The sequence below is a fragment of the Methylobacterium sp. E-005 genome (assembly GCF_022829725.1).
In the GTDB taxonomy this organism is placed as follows: domain Bacteria; phylum Pseudomonadota; class Alphaproteobacteria; order Rhizobiales; family Beijerinckiaceae; genus Methylobacterium.
In genome coordinates, this window is the sequence record NZ_JAKSYG010000257.1 from 1 (window position 1) to 15,500 (window position 15,500).

14 protein-coding genes and 1 rRNA gene are annotated in these 15,500 nt (G+C 68.3%); 11 read left to right on the top strand and 4 right to left on the bottom strand.

Annotated features, from left to right (window positions below):
* Positions 1 to 23: 23 nt before the first annotated feature.
* The 7 genes from rrf to MKK88_RS33195 all read left to right on the top strand — a co-directional run bounded on the left by rrf (position 24) and on the right by MKK88_RS33195 (position 6,609).
* A 5S ribosomal RNA gene (gene rrf / locus MKK88_RS33165) occupies positions 24 to 139 on the top strand.
* 377 nt (positions 140 to 516) lie between these two features.
* Positions 517 to 1,212, top strand: coding sequence for a response regulator transcription factor (locus tag MKK88_RS33170; protein ID WP_244007992.1), 696 nt, complete (start codon positions 517 to 519; stop codon positions 1,210 to 1,212).
* Complete coding sequence (locus MKK88_RS33175) at positions 1,209 to 2,681, top strand: ATP-binding protein (protein ID WP_409566744.1); 1,473 nt, start codon at positions 1,209 to 1,211, stop codon at positions 2,679 to 2,681. The genes MKK88_RS33170 and MKK88_RS33175 overlap by 4 nt, the downstream gene beginning before the upstream one ends.
* A 123-nt stretch (positions 2,682 to 2,804) precedes the next feature.
* Complete coding sequence (locus tag MKK88_RS33180; RefSeq protein WP_244007993.1) at positions 2,805 to 3,935, top strand: patatin-like phospholipase family protein; 1,131 nt, start codon at positions 2,805 to 2,807, stop codon at positions 3,933 to 3,935.
* Between the two features lie 64 nt (positions 3,936 to 3,999).
* A complete protein-coding gene (locus tag MKK88_RS33185; protein WP_244007995.1) occupies positions 4,000 to 4,743 on the top strand; it encodes an acetoacetate decarboxylase in 744 nt (247 codons plus the stop codon).
* A 30-nt stretch (positions 4,744 to 4,773) separates the two neighbouring features.
* Positions 4,774 to 5,559, top strand: a complete 786-nt coding sequence (locus MKK88_RS33190; protein ID WP_244007997.1) for a 3-hydroxybutyrate dehydrogenase — start codon at positions 4,774 to 4,776, stop codon at positions 5,557 to 5,559.
* A gap of 102 nt (positions 5,560 to 5,661) precedes the next feature.
* Positions 5,662 to 6,609 (top strand): tetratricopeptide repeat protein, encoded by a 948-nt coding sequence (locus MKK88_RS33195; RefSeq protein ID WP_244007999.1) that lies wholly within the window; start codon positions 5,662 to 5,664, stop codon positions 6,607 to 6,609.
* A 170-nt stretch (positions 6,610 to 6,779) separates the two neighbouring features.
* Here MKK88_RS33195 and MKK88_RS33200 read toward each other — a convergent pair whose 3' ends face one another.
* Both MKK88_RS33200 and meaB read right to left on the bottom strand, forming a co-directional pair.
* On the bottom strand, positions 6,780 to 7,157 hold the full coding sequence (locus MKK88_RS33200; RefSeq protein WP_244008000.1) for a CsbD family protein: 378 nt from the start codon (positions 7,155 to 7,157) through the stop codon (positions 6,780 to 6,782).
* A 136-nt stretch (positions 7,158 to 7,293) separates the two neighbouring features.
* Entirely contained in the window at positions 7,294 to 8,280 is a 987-nt protein-coding gene (gene meaB / locus MKK88_RS33205) for a methylmalonyl Co-A mutase-associated GTPase MeaB (protein WP_244008002.1), read from the bottom strand.
* 182 nt (positions 8,281 to 8,462) lie between these two features.
* Here meaB and MKK88_RS33210 point away from each other — a divergent pair, with 182 nt between their 5' ends.
* Entirely contained in the window at positions 8,463 to 9,491 is a 1,029-nt protein-coding gene (locus tag MKK88_RS33210) for an alpha/beta hydrolase (RefSeq protein ID WP_244008004.1), read from the top strand.
* Positions 9,492 to 9,606: 115 nt separating this feature from the next.
* On the opposite strand, the gene MKK88_RS33215 is transcribed toward MKK88_RS33210, so the two are convergent.
* Together MKK88_RS33215 and MKK88_RS33220 are read right to left on the bottom strand one after the other, a co-directional pair.
* Positions 9,607 to 11,403 carry a methyl-accepting chemotaxis protein gene (locus MKK88_RS33215; RefSeq protein ID WP_409566746.1) on the bottom strand — a complete coding sequence of 599 codons (1,797 nt, stop codon included), beginning with the start codon at positions 11,401 to 11,403 and terminating at the stop codon, positions 9,607 to 9,609.
* A 338-nt stretch (positions 11,404 to 11,741) separates the two neighbouring features.
* Positions 11,742 to 12,626, bottom strand: a complete 885-nt coding sequence (locus MKK88_RS33220) for a transglutaminase-like domain-containing protein (RefSeq protein WP_244008006.1) — start codon at positions 12,624 to 12,626, stop codon at positions 11,742 to 11,744.
* 232 nt (positions 12,627 to 12,858) lie between these two features.
* Between MKK88_RS33220 and MKK88_RS33225 the strand changes: the two genes are divergently transcribed.
* From MKK88_RS33225 to MKK88_RS33235, 3 genes are all read left to right on the top strand, one after another.
* Positions 12,859 to 13,203, top strand: a complete 345-nt coding sequence (locus tag MKK88_RS33225; protein ID WP_244008008.1) for a hypothetical protein — start codon at positions 12,859 to 12,861, stop codon at positions 13,201 to 13,203.
* Positions 13,204 to 13,272: 69 nt separating this feature from the next.
* Positions 13,273 to 13,791, top strand: a complete 519-nt coding sequence (locus MKK88_RS33230; protein ID WP_244008010.1) for a DUF533 domain-containing protein — start codon at positions 13,273 to 13,275, stop codon at positions 13,789 to 13,791.
* A gap of 582 nt (positions 13,792 to 14,373) precedes the next feature.
* The gene (locus tag MKK88_RS33235; RefSeq protein WP_244008012.1) at positions 14,374 to 15,420 is read left to right on the top strand and encodes an esterase; all 1,047 of its coding nucleotides are present in this window, start codon (positions 14,374 to 14,376) and stop codon (positions 15,418 to 15,420) included.
* Positions 15,421 to 15,500: the final 80 nt, after the last annotated feature.

Consider the following 15,500-nt stretch of genomic DNA (forward strand, 5'->3'; position numbering starts at 1 on the left):
CCAAACGAATTGCGATGCGCCGGTCTGGTGGCTCGAGCGGCGTGCCCAGAACCCGATCCCATCTCGAACTCGGCCGTTAAACACGCCAGCGCCCATGGTACTGTGTCTCAAGGCACGGGAGAGTCGGTCGCCGCCAGACCCGCACATCGCAATCGACATTCCCTCAACACGGTTCCTACGATCCAAACAGGCCGCTCCCCTCCGGGAGCGGCCTGTTTGCGTTTGCGCTCGCGGTGCTGGCGCTTTCCTTGCCGGAAAGTCATCTGGGCGCGACCCTCCCGTAATCAGCGCTCGTCCAAGGTCCGCACGCCACCGATCCGCGCGTCGGATCGTGCGGACGATACAGCGGGCAGCCTTCGTGCCCTCCGAAGGGTCTGACCGGCTGCGTCGGAACGGGCTGGGATACGCGCCCTGCGGTCCCGGCCCGTCCATCGGGCAAGAGGGGAGGGGAGCGGCTTGACCATGCTGAGCGAGACACGTTCCCCCGATCTGCGCGTCGCGCTATGGACCGGATCCATGCGACTTCTCATCATCGAGGACGACCGGGACGCGGCAGCCTATCTGGTCAAGGCGTTCCGCGAGGCGGGACATGTGGCCGACTGCGCGCATGACGGTCTGGACGGTTACGCGCTGGCGCGTGAGGGCGCCTATGATGTGCTGATCGTCGATCGCATGCTGCCAAAGCTCGATGGCCTGTCGCTGGTCCGCTCGCTGCGTGAGCAGAAGGTGGCGACGCCGGTCCTGATCCTGTCGGCGCTCGGCCAAGTCGACGACCGGGTGAAGGGTCTGCGGGCCGGCGGGGACGATTATCTGCCGAAACCCTACGCCTTCTCCGAATTGCTCGCCCGCACCGAGGCCCTAGCCCGGCGGCAGGCCGGATCCGGTGCCGCGGAAGAGACCCGCTACCGGGTCGGCGACCTCGAACTCGATCGGCTGTCGCATCGGGTCACGCGATCCGGCCGCGAGATCCCGCTGCAGCCGCGCGAGTTCCGCCTGCTCGAATACCTGATGCGCCATGCCGGCCAGGTGGTCACGCGGACCATGCTGCTGGAACACGTCTGGGATTATCATTTCGATCCGCAGACCAACGTGATCGACGTTCATGTCTCGCGCCTGCGGGGCAAGCTCGACAAGGGGTTTCCGTCGCCGGTCATCCACACAATCCGGGGTGCCGGCTACGTGCTGCGCGTCGATGAGGGTGCGGCCGGGTGAACCGGCTGCCGACCGACGCGCTCAACCCGACCGAGACCGGTGCGGCGCGCTTCCAGAAACTCTTCCGCACCACCGCGTTCAAGCTGTCGCTCGCCTATCTGACGATCTTCACGCTCTGCGCCTTCCTGGCGCTTGGATACGTCGCGTGGAACGCGCGTACGGTGCTCGACGACCAGATCGTGTCGACGATCGACGCCGAGATCAACGGTCTGTCGGAACAGTACAATTCCGGCGGCCTCCGCCGGCTGATCAGCGTCGTCGAGCGTCGCTCGCGAGAGCCCGGCGCCTCCCTGTACCTCGTCACGACGGCCGGCGGAGATCACGTCGTCGGGAATGTCGGCTACGTGCCGGCCGCCGTTCTGGCGACACCTGGCCAGAGTGAAACCCGCTACGGCCGCAACGATTCCGACGCGGAGGCTCATCGCGCGATCGTGCGCGTCTTTACCCTGCCGGGCGGCTTCCGGCTCCTCGTCGGACGGGACACCGAGGAGCGTGACCGCCTGCGCGCCGTGATCGGCCGGGCCTTCGGTACCTCGGTGGCCGCCGTGGTGGTCCTGGGGGTCATCGGCGGCTGGCTCGCGGCGAGCCGGGTCCTGCGCCGGGTCGACGCCATGACACAGACCACCCGGGCCATCATGGCGGGGGACCTGGACGGGCGTCTGCACGTCGCCGGCAACGGTGACGAACTCGACCGCCTCGCATCGAGCCTTAACCAGATGCTGGAGCGCATCGGCGAACTGATGCGTGGGATGCGCGACGTCTCCGACAACATCGCCCACGACCTGAAGACACCTCTGACTCGCCTGCGCAACCGCGCCGACGAGGCCCTGCGCCGGCCCTCGACGCCGGATGAGCTGCGCGCCGCCCTGGAAGCCGTGATCGAGGAGGGCGACGGGCTGATCCGGATCTTCAACGCGCTGCTGATGATCGCGCGGCTCGAGGCCGGGAGTGCCCGCGAGATGATGGCGCCCCTCGACCTCGGCGCCGCGGCCCGTAGCGTCGCCGAACTCTACGAGGCGCTCGCCGAGGACCAGGGCTTCACCCTGGATGTCGCCGCGCCGGACGGGATCGTGGTGGAGGCCAATCGCGAGCTGATCGGGCAGGCGCTGGCCAACCTCGTCGATAACGCGCTGAAATACGGCGCTCCGCCGGGCGACGGCGCGGGTCGGATCGCCGTCGCGGTCTGGCGCGATGGCGGGCTTGCCCGTCTCGCCGTCTCCGACAGCGGACCCGGCATTCCCGAGGGCGAGCGCACGCACGTGCTCGGGCGATTCGTCCGTCTGGAACAATCCCGATCGCGACCTGGGTTCGGGGTCGGCCTCAGCCTGGTCAATGCGGTCGTGCGGCTCCACCGGGGCGCTCTGCATCTGCTCGACAACGGACCCGGCCTGCGCGTGGAAGTATCGCTGCCCCTGGCCCAAGGTGACGCCGCCGGCAAGGTCGATCTTGAGACGTCCGAGACACGATAGGGCCAAGCGCTGCATCGAATGCCCTGTGGACAAAGACCGCGTACAACTCGGTCATGACAGGATGTCACATTTCTAAGATCTGAATCTGCCACGGGAACCGCGAGCCCAAAGCTTGGCAGCCCGATGATCGCATCCGAGACTCTTTATCCTGCCGGCGAGGCGTCGGTCCTCGTGCTTCAGGGCGGCGGTGCGCTCGGATCCTATCAGGCCGGCATCTACGAGGCGCTCGCCGGGCATCAGACGGCGATCGACTGGGTCGCCGGCATCTCGATCGGGGCGATCAACGCGGCCTTGATCGTGGGCAACCCGGCGGAGCGGCGTGTTGCCCGGCTGCGGGAATTCTGGGAGCTGGTCTCCTCCGACCTGACGGCGAAACCGTTCATCCCCGGCGAACAGGCGCGCACCGCGTTCAACGAGCTGTCGGCGGCCTGGATCGCGACCTTCGGCGTGCCGGGATTCTTCACGCCACGGGTGCCGCCCGCAACCTTCTACCCGGCCGGCGCCCCGGAGGCCCTCAGCCTCTACGAGACCGGAGCCCTCAAGGGTACCCTGGAGCGGCTCGTCGATTTCGACCGGATCAACCGGGGGGAGGTGCGGCTCAGCGTCGGGGCCGTGAACGTCCGCTCGGGCAACTTCATCTATTTCGATAACCGGACCGATCGGATCGGCCCCGAGCACATCATGGCCTCGGGGGCCCTGCCGCCCGGCTTCCCGCCGGTGATCATCGACGGCGAGGCCTATTGGGACGGCGGCCTCGTCTCGAACACGCCCCTCGATTACGTGCTCGATACCGAGCGCCAGCGCGACCTCGTCGTCTATCAGGTCGACCTGTTCTCGGCTCAGGGGCCGATGCCGCGCACCCTGGTCGAGGCGGCCGAGCGCGAGAAGGACATCCGCTATTCGAGCCGGACCCGGCTCAACACCGACAAGAACATCGAGATCCGCAGAGCCAAGCGTGCCATGCGACGGCTGATCGAGCGGCTGCCGCCGGAGATGCAGGCCGACGATGACGTGGGCTTCCTGCGCCAGGTCACCCGCCAGAACTTCATCACGATGATGCAGCTGATCTACCGGCAGAAGCGCTACGAGGCGAATTCGAAGGATTACGAATTCTCCCGGGCGACGATGCTGGAGCACTGGCAGGCCGGTCGCGACGACGCGGTCCGGTCCCTGCGGCACCGGCGCTGGCGCGAGCGGGCCCACAACGCGGACGGCGTCGCCGTCTTCGACCTCAGCCGGCACGCCCGCGATTGATACCACCCTGACGGAAGCCGGGGCGGACCGGATCGCCCCGGCACGGACGAGCGGAGGCTTGACCATGACCCGCGACGAGATCCTGTCCACCACCTCGATGCCCGCCTTCAGCCCGAGCTACCCGCGCGGGCCCTACCGGTTCTGTCAGCGCGAGTACCTGATCATCACCTACGAGACCGATCCAGCCGCCCTGCGCCGGGCGCTGCCGGAGCCGCTGGAGCCGCATCCGGACAACCTCGTCTTCTACGAGTGGATGAAGATGCCGGATTCCTCGGGCTTCGGCGATTACGAGGAGAGCGGCAGCGGCGCCTACGCCTTCTACGACGGCGAGCCGTGCAACTTCTCGATCCAGATGTACCTCGACGACGAGCCGCCGATCACCGCCGGCCGCGAGATCTGGGGCTTTCCGAAAAAGTGGGGCCAGCCCCAGCTCAAGCTCATGATGGATACGCTCACCGGCACGCTCTTCTACGACGAGGAGCGGGTCGCGATGGGCACCATGACGTACAAGCACGAGAGCCTGGAGCACGATCTCGGCTCCGTGCGCGAGGGGTTGCGCAAGCTCAACGTCAACCTGAAGCTCCTGCCGGACGTCGATGGCCGGCCGAAGGTCGCCCAGCTCGTGGGCTACCGGCTCGAGGACATCACGGTGCACGGCGCCTGGAACGGCGAGGGCCGGCTCGACCTGATCCCGCACGTCAATTGCCGGGTTGCCGACCTGCCCGTGCGCCGGATCGTCGGGGCGCGCCACATGGTCGTGGACTTCACCCTCCCGTACGGCACAGTGCTGCACGACTATCTCGCCTGATCGCAGGCCCGCACAGATCCGGAGGTTGCCATGACGCTCAAGACCAGGACCGCACTCGTCACCGGCTCGACGAGCGGGATCGGGCTCGCCATCGCGCGGGCGTTCGCTGCCGAAGGGGCCAACATCGTGCTGAACGGCTTCGGCAAGCCGGAGGAGATCGAGCAGGCCCGCACCGCCATCGAGGCGGAATTCGGCGTGCGGGCCCTCTATTCCGGGGCCGACATGTCGAAGCCGGCCGAGATCGCCGCGATGGTCCGGGACGCGCAGGAATGCTTCGGTGCCCTCGACGTGCTGGTCAACAATGCCGGTATCCAGTTCGTCTCGCCGATCGAGGAGTTCCCGGCGGAGAAGTGGGAGCAGATCATCGCGATCAACCTGTCTTCGGCCTTCCACGCGATGCATGCCGCGATCCCCGGCATGAAGGCGCGGGGCTGGGGGCGGATCATCAACACGGCCTCGGCCCACTCGCTGGTGGCCTCGCCGTTCAAGTCGGCCTATGTGGCCGCCAAGCACGGCATCGCCGGCCTGACCAAGACGGCGGCCCTGGAACTCGCGCCCCACAAGGTCACGGTGAACTGCATCTCGCCGGGCTATGTCTGGACGCCCCTCGTGGAGGCACAGATCCCCGACACGATGAAGGCCCGCAATCTCACCAAGGAGCAGGTGATCGAGGAGGTGCTGCTCAAGGCGCAGCCGACCAAGGAATTCGTTACGGTCGATCAGGTCGCCGCGCTCGCGGTGTTCCTGTGCTCGGACGCGGCCAGCCAGATCACCGGCGCCAACATCCCGATGGATGGCGGCTGGACGGCGCAGTAGAGCGCTGGAGCCGGCCCCGTCGCTCCGTCGCGGGCTGCGATTGGGCCGGTCGCCCTGGACGGAAGAGCCCTCGGCGCAAACGGGCCGGGGGATCCTCCCGGGATGATCGCAGCGGCAGATGCGGTCCCCCGGATCGGCCTATCCCCCATGCGGTTTCCCTTGACCAACGGCCTGACCGTCCTCATCGCGAACGAAGGTGTTCCGCACAGTGAGGCGGCGCTGGCCGCACGCGTCGCTCGGATGCGCCGCATGCTCGATGATTCGGACGCACGGTTCAGCGGCAGCGCGGCCCTCGCGGAATTGAACGCGCTCCGTGCCTACGCGGGTGAACGGCACGATCTGGTCGCCGAGCGATGCGAGATCCTGTCGATGATTGGCACGATCGTGTCGCGGTCCGCAGCCACGGACCGCACGGTGGGTCTCGAAGCCTTCGCCGCGCTGATGACCCTTGGCGAGGCGGACATGCGTCCCGCGGCTCGCCGCATGCTCGACCACTACATCTACGCCGAGCTCGCAGGCATACAGGCCGCCCTTCCCGGAGAGGCCGAGCGCCATTCCGTGGCGGCTGACCAATACGGGCAGGCGGCGGTCCTCGCGGATGAATTGCCCGAATACGACGATGATCAGCGTGCGGCCACCCGCGAAAAGCAAGCGTACCACTTGCACGAGGCCGAGCGATACGCTGAGGCCCTGGCGGTCAATAGCGACGTGCTCGCATCAGGGGAGCGCCTTTTCGGAACTGACGATCCGAGGCTTCGGGCCGTCCTGACCAATCTGGCGCAAAACCTGTACCGGCTCGGGCGCAAGGCCGAGGCCGAACCCTACCTCGTCCGGGTTCAGGCCATCGCAGAAGCAGGGGCCGATTTGAGCACCCTGCAGGATGTGCTGTTCCAGCGCGGTGTGCTCAATTACGAACTCGGCCGAGCGGGGACGGCCATCGCCCTGATGCGCGACCGGATCGAACGCCTGGAGGCAGCCGGAGACGCTGAAGTGCTTGCGGTCGCAAAACGCGATTATGACGAACTGAAGAGGCGGCTCCGTAGCGGTTGACGCCTGGCCTGCGAGACCTGCGCGATCACCATCGGCGCATGTCGACGGGTGCCGGTAGGCTTCTGTGCAGATAGCCACCGACTGGGTCACCCCCGACACCGACAGCGATCAGGGCGGCGTTCACGGCTGGAACCGGCCCCGCCCGCGCGTTCGGGCGGGGCCACGTTCGATCAGCGGCGGCCGTGGATCAGCAGGGCGAGGCCGTAGCCGACCGCGCCCGCGATGAGCAGCGCGACCAGCGGGTTCTCCTCCACCCGGGCGCCGACGGCGGCACTGCCGTCACGCAGGTAGGAGCCGCTGCGCTCGTAAGCGTCGCTGGCATAGTCGCCGGCGCGGTCATAGGCGTCGCTGGCGACGTCGCTGGCTTGGTCAGCGAGGTCGCGGGCCTTGTCCTTCACCTGGCCGTAGACGTTCTGCGCCTGGCCCTGCGCCTCGCGGAACCGCCCCTCGACCGAGTCCCGGTTCGAGCCGACGAAATCGCCGGCCGCGCCCTGAACCTTGCCGACGGCCTCCTTGGCGCCGCCGACGATCCGATCCGTATCCACCATGGCACTCTCCTGGGACGTGCGCGGCGCCGCGACGGGGCGCCGCTCGATACGCCGTCGTCCTCGGAACGCGCGAGACCGCGTTTGTGCCCCCGCCCGGCACGATTTTGTGCGGTCGGCCTCTCCGCGGGGGCCGGTCTCAGAGCCCGATCAGCTCCGCGATGGCGGTGGCGCCCGCGGCCGGTGAGGTCTCGCCCCGGGCGACGGCCGCCTCGGCCTCGGCGGTGCGGCGGCGGATCTCGGGTGACCCGACGAGACGCTGATGTAGGCGCTCGTCGACGAGCGCCCACATCCACTTCACGTCCTGGGTCCGGCGCTTCGCCTCGATCTCGCCGGTGGCGGTGAGCTTCTCCCGGTGATCCACGATCCTGGCCCAGAGGGCATCCAGCCGGAGGTTGTGGAAGCCCGAGATCGTCACAACCGGCGGCGTCCAAGTCGCCGAGGCCGGGGTGAGGATGTGCAAAGCCGCCCGGTACTCGGAGGCCGCGGCATTGGCCCGCTGCTCGGCCTCGCCGGCATCGGCCTTGTTCACCGCGATCATGTCGGCGAGTTCGAGAATGCCTTTCTTGATGCCCTGCAACTCGTCGCCTGCCCCGGGGAGCATCAGCACGAGGAAGAAGTCGGTCAGGTCCGCCACCGCGGTCTCGGACTGGCCGACGCCGACCGTCTCCACCAGGATCACGTCGAACCCGGCCGCCTCGCACAGCAGCATGGTCTCGCGGGTCTTGGCCGCGACCCCGCCCAGCGTGCCCGAGGACGGGGAGGGGCGGATGAAGGCGTTCGGATCATGGGCGAGCCGGGCCATCCGGGTCTTGTCGCCCAGGATAGAGCCGCCGGTGCGGGAGGAGGACGGATCGACCGCGAGCACCGCCACCCTGTGGCCGGAAGCCGTCAGGTTCGAGCCCAGCGCGTCGATGGTGGTCGATTTGCCGACACCGGGAACGCCGGTGATCCCCACCCGGATCGCCCGGCCGGTCTGCGGCAGCACGGAATCGATCAGGGTGGCGGCGAGTGCCCGGTGATCGGCCCGTTTCGACTCGGCCAGGGTGATGGCTCGGGCCAGGGCGGCGCGGTCGCCGCGCAGCAGGCGCTCGCGCAGGCTCTCGATGTCGATGGACGGCGTCATAGGCTCTTCATGGCGGTGGCGTGGGCCGCCGTCGAGGGATAGCGCGGCCTGTGTCCCGGGCACAACACGCCGCACCGTGCCCGTACTCCACAGCGGAGGGGGCCTTGCCTGCCTCCGGCCTGCCCCGCCAAGGCCAAGATCCTGCGCCACGGAAGCGGCCCCCGCCCGAGCGTAACCGGATCATGTCGAGCCAGATTGTCTCACGCCGCGTCCTCCTGCGGTTCACGGCCCTCGCGGGTGCCGTGTCTCTTGCCCCGTCGCTCGGCGGTTGCGTCACCGACGATCTCGGGACCGGCGCGGCCCTGCCCGAGAAGCAATCGGCGCTCGACGTCATGCCGGTGCTGCTGGTCGCCACGACCCGCAAGCCCGTGGGCAACCCGCCGAAGCCGCCGTATTTCAGCAGCGAGCGCGGCCGGGGCCTGAGTTTCGCCGAGGTGCGCCTCTCGCCCCCGGATCGCTCGCTCCTCGGAAAGGTCTCGTCGGTCATCACCGGCGACTGGACGATCGGCGCCGTGCCCAAGACCGAGACCGGACCCGCCGCCGCCGAGGCCTTCGCGCAGGCGGCCCTCGGCCGCGACGTGCTGATCTACGTCCACGGCTACCGCGAATCGTTCGAATCGGCCGCCGTCAGCGCGGCGCGGCTCTCGGACGGGATCCGCTTCCGCGGCGTCTCGGGCCTGTTCACGTGGCCGTCGGCGGCCGCGACCCTCGACTACAATTACGATCGCGAGAGCGCCCTCTGGTCCCGGGACGCCTTCGAGGACCTGCTCAAGGCGCTCGCCGCCTCGCCGAGCGGCGGCCGCATCAATGTCGTGGCGCACTCGATGGGCACGCTCCTGACGCTGGAGACCCTGCGCATGCTGCGCGCCGAAGCCGGCGAGGCGGCGATGGGGCGGATCGGCGCGGTGGTTCTGGCGGCCCCCGACATCGACTTCGACCTGTTCTCCAACGGCGTCGCGCGGCTCGGGCCCGATGTCTCGAAGATCACCGTGATCTCGGCGACCAACGACCGGGCCCTCGAACTCTCCGCGGCTCTGGCCGGCGGCGTCCGTGCAGGCGCGGTGGATCGCGCCAAGCTGGAGGCGTTGGGCGTGCGCGTCGCCGATGCCTCCGATTACGCGGGTGGCCTCATCAACCACGACCTGTTCCTGTCGAACCCGGAGGTCCAGGGCGTGGTCAAGCGCGCCATCGCGCGGGGCGCCGGGGTCTGAGGACTATCCCAGTCTCTCGTGCATCGGCGCTCGACCTTCTCATAGCTGAGCAGGTCGAACAGGGCGCGCGCTCAGCCACGTCGCCCCGCCATCGGGGGGATCGTGGGGCCAGCCATCAGGCTGCGCGGACGGTGGCCAGGAAGCGTTGGATCTCGGCGGCGAGGTGGTCCGACTGGAGCGACAGTTCACCCGCCGAGGCCAGAACCTGTGACGCTGCCGCCCCGGTCTCCTCCGCTGCCTTCGCGACCCCGGTGATGTTCACCGTCACTTCGGTGGTTCCGAGGGAGGCCTGCACGACATTGTGCACGATGTCCTGCGTCGCCCCCCCTTGTCGCTCAACCGCCGCTGCGATCGATGCCGACACGGCATTGATCTCACGAATGCGTCCCGTGATCCCGTCGATGGCTGCGACGGCTTGACCGGTCGAACCTTGAATGCGCACGATATGGCCGGAGATTTCCTCGGTCGCCTTGGCGGTCTGCTCGGCGAGCGCCTTGACCTCCGAAGCCACCACCGCGAAGCCCCGACCCGCCGCACCGGCGCGCGCCGCCTCGATCGTGGCGTTGAGCGCCAGCAAATTCGTCTGTCCGGCGATCTGCGAGATCATCGCGACGACGTCGCCGACCCGCGACACGGCGGCGCGCAATTCCCCGACGAGCACGCCGGTTTGGTCGGCGTCCCTCACCGCGGCCTGCGCCAGGTCGGACGATCCGGTCACTTGGCGCCCGATCTCCTGTACCGATGCCCCGAGCCCTTCAGCCGCAGCCGCCACCGTGCCGACGTTGCTGGAAGCCTCCTCGGCGGCCACAGCGACCGTTGTCGACTGGGTCGCGGTCTGGGCGGCGGACCCAGACATGGCTGTCGCGATCGATCGCAATTGCGCCGCGGCGGTTGCAACCTGACCGATGACGCCCCCGACCGCAGCTTCGAAGCTGTCCGCGATTTGCCGGAGGGTGCGCTTGCGCTGCTCCTCGGCCGAGGCTCGGGCAAGCGCCGTCTCCTCCTCCAGGGCCCGCATGCGGATCAGGTTGGCCCTGAAGACCTGCACGGCATCGGCCATCGTGCCAATCTCGTCGCGACGCTGGAGCTCGGGAACTTCGGCGGAGGTATCGCCCGTGGCAAGGACTTGGACGAACCGCGTCATACGCCCGATCGAAGCCACGATCCTGAGAGAACCGAACGTCAGCAACGCGACCAGCGAGGCCGCCGACGCAGCGAGAGCCGAGCACAGCATCCAGAAGTAGAAGGCGTTATTCTTGTCCGCATCGGCTCGCATCGCATCCATGCGCTGATCCATCAGAACGAAGAACTCATCCAACGGGCGCATGATGGCCGCCTTCTCGCGATGGTAGTCTCCCGAATGCAGCATCGCGATGGCCCGGGCCTGATTGGCAGCCGCGTCGCCCGGCGCGAGTGGCGCGCCATTGGCCGTCTTGTTCTGGACGAGGTTCATCGCCGCGACCTCAAGCTCGACGAGTTTGTCGGACTTCGCGATCGACTCGTCGAGCTTTTTGAACTCCTCGGCTGAGAAGCCCAGGCGTGTCATCAACATACGCGTGGAGACGGTCTCGCCGTCGGGGCGCGGTTTCGAGACGCCAGCTGCGACGAAATCCCAATAAATGCGATCGTAAGCGACGGGCCGAGCCCGCTTGCCAGCTCTGATGTCGATCACGGCATTGTATTGATCGAGATACGATTTGTCGGCTGTAACCGCATAGGTCCTCATGAGGCGGGTGAGATCGTTCGACGATTGTCTGATCTCGCTGGCGACGATGTACGATCGATGCCGCAACTCGGCGGCGGCGATCATCTGGCTGTTGGACTTGATGTAAGCAAGGAACGATGCCAGCACCAATACTAAAGCAAAAAGATTGATCCCCGATAGAAAAAGGTATGATTTTCTGATAATCATGTCGCGCAGCCAAAAATCGAGACGATGCAGCACTGTGCGCGATTTGGTTGACGTCACTGCGACATGTCGATTCAGGAGCGGGAATATCTTGCCGAGTCTGCTCCGTCAGTCCGCGATCGGTCGAAGCGCTGCGTTGCGGGATGCGTCCGTCGGCCGCCCTTCGGCCATTCCGCCCGGGTCGACATCGGTTCGATCCAGCTCTTGCGCGATCGGCCGCACCGCGTGGTCCAGTCCCTGCACCCTTGCGTCCGCGACGCAGGGCGCCGCGGGTCCTCATCCTCGTCGTGGCCGCTTGTGCTGAGCTTATCGAACGATCAGGGCGACGCCTTGCCCGGCGCTTACCCGGTCCGCGTCGTCATGCTCTGCGGCGGCAGGGGTTCCTCCGGCGGGATCGCCGCCTCCTCGGACCGGTCGAGATGGTCGATCCGATCGGCCCAGACGCGGAAGCCCACCAGCGGGTTGGGCCCGAATGTGTGGGTCAGCGGCACGTCGGCGGCGTCGCGCCCATAGGCTACCATCACCCGGCCGATCCGGGGCGCGTTGTTGCGCGGATCGAACACGTGCCAGCGCCCGCCGAGATAGACCTCCATCCAGGCGGCGAAATCGCCGGCCGGATGCGGCTCGGGCTCGCCGATGAAGCTGATGTAGCCGGTGCAGTAGCGGGTCGGCACATTGAGGGCGCGGCAGAACGCCACCGCGAGATGGGTGAAGTCCCGGCAGACGCCGCGCCCGCCCGCATAGGCGTCCAGGGCGGTGCGGTCCCGGTGGGCGAACTCGTAGCCGAACGCGATGTGGCCGTGGACGAAGTCGCAGACCGCCTGGACCCGGTTCCAGCCCGGGGTGATGTGCCCGAACAGCCGCCACGCCTCGTCGGCCAGCAGATCCGATTCGCAGTAGCGGCTCGGCAGGAGGAACACGATGGTCTCCGCCGGAAGGGCTTCGATGGCGTGCTGCTCGGCCTCGGGATGGGACGGATCGGGATTGCCGTTGTCGCGGATCACCGCGTCGGTGCCGAGGGTGAAGCTGCCGGCCGGGGCCGTCAGGCGGCCGCACAGGTTGCCGAACCCGTCACGGTAGGTCTCCACCGGAACGGGCGGCTCGGTGCGCAGCGTGTCGGGCGCTTCGAGGGCCTCGGCCCGGCTGGGATGCACGTTGAGCATCACCACCATGGGGACCGGATAGGGGAAGGCGTAGCGCATCTCGCAGCCGAGCCTGATCCGCATGCGCGATGATCCTTATGTCCAATGATGGTCCGTCCGTGATCGCCGCGCCAAATCGTGCCGCCGCCGCGGCGACGGGCTTGGCGCCCGACCGCTTCACCCCTACAGCATCCCCCTGGCGGCGCTGATGACCGCCGGGCGAATCCCCCGGGTTTTCGCCCGGGGCCCGGCGTCGCACCCGCGCGATCCCGCTGACCGGGCGCGCCTGAGGACGGTTACGAGAGGGATGCCGGCCATGTTCACGCTCGAGATCGACGGCACCGCCGTTGCGGTGATCAACAGCGACGAGGCGTCCGCCAAGGACCTCTTCACCTGTGCGGGGTTCAAGGAAGACATCCGCACCATGACGAGCGAGGGTAAGCCGCTCTGGAACGGCACCTCGGCGCTCAAGATCCGGCCCGCCACCGAGGACGAGGTCGAGATCTTCGAGGATGCCCTCGCGGAGGATGATGGCGAGGGCGAGTATGTCGAGGATCCGCATCATTCCGGCGGTGCATCGGACGATGAGGAGGATGAGGACGAGGCCGACATCGTCTTCCTCGTGGATATCGACGAGGACGAGGATGAGGCCGACGCCTGAGCGCGGCTGAACCGAAGCGCCTCCCGGGCCGTTTCCGAACCGATTCGGGATCGAGACCGGGAGGATTGCATGGCCGATAGCAGGCAGATGGTCGACGCGCTGGTGCGCTCACGGCGCGGCGGACTCGCCGCGGGTGCGGCGCTCGGCGGGCTCGCGCTGATCGGTGGACTCGCCTTCCGGGCCCTCCGCGGCACGGAGCCGCCAGCGCCGGCCAAGGGCGGGCCGGATTTCACCGTCGTCGCCGAGGATGAGGCCCGGCTGATGCTCCGGGCGATGGTCGCAGCCACCAGCGCCGACGGCCTGGTCGATGCGGCGGAGCGCCAGCGCCTCCAGGCCGCCGTGTCCGAGGCCGGCCTCGATGCGGACGGGCAATCCTGGCTGGAGCGCGAGCTGGAGAGCCCCGCTGACGTCGATGAGCTCGCCGAGCGCGTCGCCAGCCCCGACGCGGCGGCCCGGATCTACGCGGCGGCGCGGCTCGCCATCGAGCCCGACACGCTTCAGGAGCGCCAGTTCCTCAAGATGCTGGCCGAGGCCATGGATCTGCCGGCCGACGCGACGGGCCGGATCGAGCGTGACGTCGCCGCCTGATCACCCGGGGCCTCTGTCCGACAGGGCGCGTCATGGTTGCGGAAGGTCGAGGCCCACCCTCGCCCGGTGTTTGACCGAGCGCGTGGCGCGCGATGGCCGCCTCCAGGCCATGACGCGCCCGCCCTGTCCCGGACAGGCGGAGCGAAGCGGAACCTGATCCGGGATCCCGCACAGGAAGCGCCGCGCCGGCGGCTCAGGTCGGTCCGGATCGACGCGTCGCGCCGTCTTGCGCTGGATCCCGGGTCGCCTTCCGCGGTCGCAACATGCGCCCGGGACAAGGGTCCGTGCAGGTCGGCTCGACACCACTCCTGGGGCTCAACCCAAAACCTGGACAGGGCTGGGTCGTGACCTTTCGCGGGTCCGCGACAGAGCCCTGGCGGGGTTCTGGGCCGCATCGGGTGAGGCGCGAAACAGGTTTCGTAACGGTCTTGCGCGGTTTTGCGACGGAAATCGATGCTCTGTGAAAGGTCTGCCCGGATAAAGCGTTGGCTTAGAGGGGCCGGTCTGCTTAGGATCCCTGTTCGTGACGGGGCCGGATGGGCCCGATTGAGGGGGCTGGGACGCGTTATGGCAGGCTTGTCAGTGCCCACCCTCCGTCGCGCATGGCCGTCCCTCCGGGCGGCGACCATCCTGCTGTTCCTGGGTGGGGCCGCCGCGGCCGCCGAGCCGGCACCCGGGCCGCTCACCATCGCCGAGCAGGGCAGCTTCTTCGTGGGCGGCCGCGACGTCCAGTCCGATACGCTCTCGACGCTGCCGGCCTACGCCCCCTCCGGCACGATCAGCGTCGATCAGATCTACGTCCGCTATCAGAATCCGGTCGGGCCGAGCCGGCCGCCGCTGGTCCTGATCCACGGCTGCTGCCTCACGGGAAAGACCTGGGAGACGACACCGGACGGGCGCATGGGCTGGGACGAGTTCTTCGTGCGCCGGGGTTTCCCGACCTACGTGATCGACCAGGCGTGGCGCGGGCGCTCGGCGGCGAGCCCGGCTCAGATCGACGCGGTGAAGATGGGACGGGCCGAGCCCAACACGCTGCCGGCGGTGTTCTCGGCCGGCCGCGAGCCGGCCTGGGCGATCTTCCGGTTCGGCCCGGAATACCCGAAGGTCTTCCCGGGGATGCAGTTTCCCCTGGAGGCGCAGGCCGAGTTCTGGAAGCAGATGGTCCCGGATTGGTCGGCGGCGCTGCCGGTGCCGAACCCGACCGTGCCGGCCCTGTCGGAGCTCGCCAAGCGGCTCAAAGGGGCGGTGCTGGTCTCGCACTCGCAATCCGGGATCTACCCGTTCCAGACCGCCGCCCTCGACCGCACGGGCATCCGGGCGATCGTCGCCATTGAGCCCGCCGCCTGCCCGGACCCGGCCAAGGACGACTTGGCGCCCTACAAGGACCTGCCGATCCTCGTCCTGTTCGGCGATTACGTCGATGCCTCGCCCCGCTGGGCGCCACGGCTCAAGCAGTGCCGCGGATTCGTGGCGGCGGCGAATGCCGCAGGCGGCCGCGCCGAGCTGATCCTGCTGCCGGAGATCGGCATCCACGGCAATTCGCACATGCTGATGCAGGACAAGAACAGCCTCGACATCGCCGATTGGCTGGCGGGCTGGATCGAGAAGCGCGCTGCGGTGAAATCCTGAGCGGCTGGATCTGATCGGCTCTCTCGCAGCCAGACCCGCCGCGGGACAAACGCCGCGGTTCGGAGCCGCGAGGGATGGGG